This is a genomic window from Moorena sp. SIO2C4 (genome assembly GCF_010672485.1).
Lineage (GTDB): Bacteria > Cyanobacteriota > Cyanobacteriia > Cyanobacteriales > Coleofasciculaceae > Moorena > Moorena producens.
The window spans coordinates 1-6242 of record NZ_JAAHGN010000412.1 but is presented as its reverse complement, the minus strand read 5'-3'; the positions used below and the strand labels follow the sequence as shown (position 1 = coordinate 6242).

At 42.3% G+C, this 6242-nt stretch carries 5 protein-coding genes and 1 pseudogene; 1 reads left to right on the top strand and 5 read right to left on the bottom strand.

The genetic code is table 11. The features are described from left to right. Window positions 1–365: 365 nt before the first annotated feature. Complete coding sequence (locus tag F6K20_RS20490) at window positions 366–1658, top strand: glycosyltransferase family 4 protein (RefSeq protein WP_044492033.1); 1293 nt, start codon at window positions 366–368, stop codon at window positions 1656–1658. Window positions 1659–2024: 366 nt separating this feature from the next. On the opposite strand, the gene F6K20_RS20485 is transcribed toward F6K20_RS20490, so the two are convergent. The 5 genes and pseudogenes from F6K20_RS20485 to F6K20_RS20465 form a co-directional block, all read right to left on the bottom strand. Then, a complete protein-coding gene (locus F6K20_RS20485) occupies window positions 2025–2480 on the bottom strand; it encodes a nucleoside deaminase (RefSeq protein WP_044492035.1) in 456 nt (151 codons plus the stop codon). A 46-nt stretch (window positions 2481–2526) separates the two neighbouring features. Beyond that, window positions 2527–2631 (bottom strand): annotated as a pseudogene (locus F6K20_RS20480) (PDDEXK nuclease domain-containing protein); the annotation flags it as partial. Window positions 2632–2713: 82 nt separating this feature from the next. Next, window positions 2714–3733 carry a PDDEXK nuclease domain-containing protein gene (locus tag F6K20_RS20475; protein WP_287265263.1) on the bottom strand — a complete coding sequence of 340 codons (1020 nt, stop codon included), beginning with the start codon at window positions 3731–3733 and terminating at the stop codon, window positions 2714–2716. A 137-nt stretch (window positions 3734–3870) separates the two neighbouring features. Then, the gene (locus F6K20_RS20470) at window positions 3871–5010 is read right to left on the bottom strand and encodes a tetratricopeptide repeat protein (RefSeq protein WP_287265265.1); all 1140 of its coding nucleotides are present in this window, start codon (window positions 5008–5010) and stop codon (window positions 3871–3873) included. After that, window positions 5007–6242: tetratricopeptide repeat protein (locus F6K20_RS20465; protein ID WP_287295838.1), on the bottom strand; the 1236-nt coding region annotated here is incomplete at its 5' end. The genes F6K20_RS20465 and F6K20_RS20470, both read right to left, overlap by 4 nt.

Here is a 6242-nt window from a genome sequence, read left to right as displayed (position 1 = left end):
AATAATACCGTATTTCTAGAAGAGCCGCACCCAAATCATTTGTAAAATCAGCAAAATCGGTAATCGTTGCTGGGCAAGGGTTATAGGGATTTGGCGTTCGCGCAGCGTGGCCAATATATTTCACGAATCATTTAAGACTGCTATATGTGGAAAATACATTGTCAACAAGCACAATAAGGCCGAGTTTATTAAGAAATATTAGTAGTTTATTGACAATATACATTGACCCTGTATAGGTAATTAGAGTGACAAAGTAAGTGTAGTCGATCGGTTTTAGCGGCTCCTAGGTCGCATGGCGTAGCGTGACCAAAGGTCAATCCCGGGTGCTAGTGGATAAACAGATCACAGAACATAGGGTATATAATATGAACCTTCGAGTATTGATTGCAGCGGAACATGCATCTGCAAAGTTTGGTGGTGAAGCAGCTCTTCCATTACATTACTATCGAATTTTGCGCCAACGAGGAATTCCTACTTGGTTAGTCGTACACGAACGCACTCGTGCAGAATTAGAGGCATTATTTCCCCAAGATCAACATATTGCTTATGTTCCTGACACCATTTGGCATCGTATGTTGTGGCAGTTAGGTAATCTGCTGCCTACCCGTTTATCCTACTTTACCCTAGGGCTAGTTATGCGTCTTTTGACCCAGCTGACCCAGCGGCAAATCATTGGCCGTATTGTTAAGCAGGAGCAGATCAATATTATTCATCAACCGATTCCAGTATCCCCTAAAGAGCCATCTATGCTGTTTGGAATGGGTGTACCGATCATTATTGGTCCTATGAATGGTGGTATGGACTATCCTCCAGGTTTTCATAAACTCCAAAAGAAAACTGTCAATTTAACCATATTTTTGGGACGGAAGTTTTTAAATATTATGAACCAATTGATACCTGGAAAGAAACAGGCAGCATTACTCATAGTGGCAAATGAGCGAACCCGAAAAGCACTACCTCAAGTCGCCTGCAAACAAGTAATTAAAATAGTAGAAAACGGTGTAAATTTATCTATATTTAAGCCTCTATTATCTGCGTCTAGCAACAGTGAAATAAAAACAGTAAATTATATTTTTATTGGTAGGCTTGTGGACTGGAAAGCCGTTGATATATTGCTGATTTCTTTTAAACAGGCATCCCTAAAGTTTCCTATCAGCTTAACTATTATTGGTGATGGAACAGAGAGGGATAAATTAGAGAAACAAGCACAAGAACTCAAGATTTTATCCACAACTATCCACAATACTGGTAAAGTATTTTTTGCTGGTTGGCTTTCTCAGGAAAAGTGTTCAGAGCAATTACAGCAGTCTGATGCGTTTGTTTTACCCAGTCTTTTAGAGTGTGGTGGGGCAGTGGTGCTTGAGGCAATGGCAAAGGGACTTCCAGTGATTGCCACTAATTGGGGAGGCCCAGCAGATTATCTCGATACTTCTTGTGGAATTCTTGTAGAACCCTCCTCTAGAGAGGAGTTTATTGATAGTCTTGCCAATGCAATGCTGACGCTGGCCCACTCACCCCAAAAACGCCTTGATATGGGAAGAATGGGCCAAAATAAAGTTATGCAACATTTTGATTGGGAAGTTAAGGTAGATCACATGATAAAGATCTATCACAAGGTGATTGCTGACCACCTAGCCAGCTCCAAGATACAGTCCTGACTACCTGACACAAGTAGTTCAAACCCAATCTGTCCTTGAATAAGATTAGCTAAAATCTTCAAGAAGTGCCTCTTCTGCCTTGACCCTAACGAATAACGTCATAGGTGCATCGGATTTTTGTAATTCTTAAAAATCGGTATTATCTTGGAAAGATGAGTAGTTTGCTCATCCCTATTACTGCTGGCTAATTTCGGCAGTAATTCAAATTATAGCAATTATCATAGCTATGAGGTACACTCGGGATTTTAGGGAACAGGGAACAGCGGATCACCGGAACAGATAAGAGTTAATCTGGAATAGCGATGCGCTGCATCAATACAGGGAATCCACCTCAAATAATACTGTACCTCATGAATGCGACAAACGCTATAAATCATTATTATCAACAACACCAATATCCTCATTCCAAAGTTTAGAGTTATTCAGAATAAAGTCTTGCATTAATTGATAGCAACTATCGTCGTTTAAAACCTCAACAATAACACCTCTAGAACGAAGTAATTCTTCTTCACCTAAGAACGTTTTGTTTTCCCCAATCACAACATGGGGGATCTTGTACAACAAAATCGCGCCAGTACACATACTGCATGGTGACAATGTAGTGTACAAAACGACATCTTGATAAAAAGAAGCAGGTTGAGAGCCAACATCTTCAAGAGCATCCATCTCGCCATGAAGGATTGCACTACCTTTTTGGACTCTCCGGTTGTGCCCACGCCCTACAATTTCACCACCCTTAACCACAACTGAACCGATCGGTATTCCTCCCTCTTGGAAACCCATCTGAGCCTCTTTAAATGCTGCTAGCATAAACTGATTCACAATTCCACCTCATCACTCTGAGCTACTGCATTTTGGCTATATATTACGACAAAAACTCCCCGATTTTTAAATCGATTGCTACCAAACATTTGAGATAGCGATGAAATAACAGCAAATCAATGAAATACTCTTTGTTGCTAATTTCTAAACGAGTAAGCTTATGCCCTACGCGCACGCTACGCGAACAGCTTATGTGCTACGCACACGCTACGCAAACCGCTGTATGCTTACTATCACTCCACCCCCTCCAATAACAAAGCCACTTGTTCAGGTGCAGGAAGTTGATTCTGCAATTGTTGTGGTAACGTTGAAACTATTCGATAAGTAGCAACACCAATCGGTTTGTTTGACTCCTTCAACGCATATTCCACAATGGTCTTATCTTTAGACTTGCACAGAATAATTCCTATGGCATAATTCTCCTCTTTTAGCCTAACTTTGTCATCTAACGCTGCTAAATAAAACTGCATCTTGCCTATATATTCCGGCAAAAACTCCCCGATTTTTAAATCGATTGCTACCAAACATTTGAGACTGCGATGAAATAACAGCAAATCAATAAAATACTCTTTGTTGCTAATTTCTAAGCGATACTGACTGCCAATGAAGGCAAACATCCCTCCCATTTCTCGTAAAAATGGTTCGACTTTAGCTATAATTGCTTGCTCTAACTGACGCTCACTGTACTGATCAGCTAGTTCCAAAAAATCAAAGGTGTACTCATCTTTAACGGCTAACTTAGCTTGCTTACGAATATCCTCGGAAACTGTCTGTTCAAAATTAGTTTGATTCAGCAACGTTTTCTCGTAGGTTTGATTCTCTATTTGGTGAATCAAAACATTTTTTGTCCAGCCAAATTTCCGCGTCATCCGGATATAAAACTCTCGCTCTAAGTCATCTTTACACTTTTGCATAATAAGCAAATTATGACTCCAACCAATTTCTGCAACCAATGGTTGCAGTTTTTCATTTTGAGAGTAGGTGAGATATAAATTGCGCATATTCCAGATATTCCGAACCGAAAAGCCACTGATACCTGGAAACTCCGCTTGTAAGTCTTTTGCTAGTTGTTCTACGACTGACTTACCCCAGGTTTCTCCCTGTTGACGGCTAAAAATTAACCGTCCAATATCCCAATAAAGAGTAATTAATTCCTTGTTGACTGCTTTGAGAGATTGGTACTGGGCCTCGCGAATGCGCTGCTTGACTTCTACTAGTAGTTGCCGATACTTCCCTGAATCCAAGTCACTCATCTGGTTTCCGTTTCAACAACATTTGTCCAAAAGGTGATCATAACAAACCTAAAGCAGTCAGCGGTCAGGGGTCAGCGGTCAGCCGTTGGCCGTTGGCTGATAGCTGATAGCTGACCCCTGACTACTTAGTTATCCCCTCAAATCCTCTGTCGAGAATCCTCAATATCCTTTCTTAGCTCCTCTAGCTTCCCTTGTGCCTCTGGATCTTCCAAATTTAAACCCTTTTGATAAATTGCCTCAGCAGCCTCTAGCCATTCAACTGCTTCAGCAAACTCTTCTAGGTTGTGGGCAATCTCACCAAGCTGTTCTTGAATTTCCGCCTGCAATGGCAAATTGTTAGTCTTTTTAGCCAGTGCCAGGGCTGTGCGGTAACGCTGCTGAGCCTGTCGCTTTAGTCCAATGCGCTTATACATGTCAGCTTGGAGCTGATAAATGGCAGCATTGTCTGTACCAGCTTTGATTCTTGTTTCTAAAACCTCAATGGCATTTTGATTGAGACAAGTGTTGGGATAATTTTGATCTTGACAAGTGCTGTGATAAAGATGAGCTTGCCCCAAAGCTTTGGCATCTGCATCCAGATTTTGTGTCTCAATCTGAGCTAGGTTTTTCTTCAGCTCCTGCTCCTGCTCATCCGTCAGCAGGGTAATGGTGGGAGCTGACTCTTGATCGGGATTTTCAGGTGAAGAGACACCGGTACTAGCAGTCACAACTATAAAATAATCCCGATCCCGTCGGAGTTGGGAGCTATCAGGGTAATCAACTATGGGTTCAGATACCCGTTTTTCCCACACTGGTCTTGCCAGATACTTAATAGTAACATCATAGTGGGTGGCTTCTTTCATGGCATGCCAGCGCAGGGTCAGGGGTTGATTAGGACGTAGTGCTGTATTCCTAGGACTGATCAGGTAGGGAAGGTCTTCATTCTCGATGCCACGTCCAGGTGCAAGATCATCTTCCGGTCGGAACAATATTCCTGAATTTGAGCAACCTTCAGACACCTTAAAAGCTGTTCCTACAGCAACTTCCCAATTACTGAGATTATTGCAGGAAACTGTAGCAGAGGACTGAGGGTTTTTGACCCAGATTCGGTCTGTGAGCTTGAGGCGATCTCCTTTGTAAGCCCGACGATAACCAAACCACAGGGGACGTTTCACTTGAACATCTCCTGTGAGAGCTGCGATCTCGTAAATACCCTCAGCCGGAATAGTTGCTGGAGCTGCGATCGCGATTAAAACCGTGGAAAGTAGGAAGATGGAGAATAGACGTTTCCAAATCATGGCATTGTTTTCTGTTGTTGAGCTTTCTGAATACGTTGATTAGCTAGATGTAACCAGGTGTCTTCTTCTGGAATCCAAGGATTTCCTATTCCTAAATCATTAGCTAGATCCAGCCATTGGTTTGGTTTGGAAATCAGAGGATTTTCTAGGATTAAATCGCGACAATTTTTCCATTCCTTTAGAGATTCCTGGGAAGCTTCAGGTTTTTTCTGACGTTCAAAGACCTGAGCTAAAATACAAGAGGCAGAGGCACGATTGGGCAGATAGTTTGCTACCTTTGGATTCTTAGCAATATTGATAGCTTTTTCCAGGGCAATTTTAGCTTCATCATCCCGGTTTTGTTTGAATCTTACCCACCCTAAATTTTTATAGAGATTGTACTTATCCTCTGGATAAACTGATTGCTTTGTGGTTAATTTTAGACCTTCAACTAAAATGTTTGCCGCTTTAGGATAGTCCTTTTCTAGAATGTAGAGTCTGGCCAAGTTGTTGTATGCCCTAGGAATGTTGGCACTTACTGCCAACTGGTACTCTTGCTTTGATTTCTTGAGCTGTAACCAGTCTTCATAAACTACGGCCAGGTTATAATGGGCCTTAGCATTATCAGGATCAAGGGCAATCGCTCTTTGGTAGTCGGCTTCGGCACTACTAAGCTCACCGGCTCGATAGTGCTCTAAGCCACGTTGACCGTAAATAACTGAAATCTTGGGTAGGCTAGACCAAAACCCTAGCAATCCCAACACTAGAGCGAGAGTGGAGAAAAACTTGGTTTCAGCATGAAGAAACTTGGGCACCTTCAAACGAGTTAGCAATTCCTCAAAACATTTTTTCAATGCTTCTGAGAAATCGTTATCTTTTTGCTCTTCTTCAGTAAGGTCACTTTTGGCTTTCAGCAGAGTGATCAGAGTTGGTACAATGATGGCGGAAGTGCCAGCTACACCGGGACCACCACTTAAGAAACGACTAACAATGTTGACTAGCAGAGCCAGACTGACACTCCAACCTGCAAAGGTCACACCGTTAAACACCCAGTCGTAACGATCTAGCGGATGAGGAGGACGCTGTTGATCCAAATACCACCACCAGCCCTTAGGCTTTGTTGGTAGACTGTGACGATAGGTAGAAAGTTCCAGAGCTTGGTCAATCCGTTGTTTGTGTTGTTGGAGTTGGGCATCTAGCTCATGGATGCACTCTAGAAGCTCTGCAAGTATGAAGGGTTCCTCAGTGAGGGA

Excerpts from the sequence above, each read along its gene's own strand:
- F6K20_RS20490 (WP_044492033.1), top strand. The coding sequence starts at position 366 with ATGAACCTTCGAGTATTGATTGCAGCGGAACATGCATCTGCAAAGTTT.
- F6K20_RS20475 (WP_287265263.1), bottom strand. The coding sequence starts at position 3,733 with ATGAGTGACTTGGATTCAGGGAAGTATCGGCAACTACTAGTAGAAGTC.
- F6K20_RS20470 (WP_287265265.1), bottom strand. The coding sequence starts at position 5,010 with ATGATTTGGAAACGTCTATTCTCCATCTTCCTACTTTCCACGGTTTTA.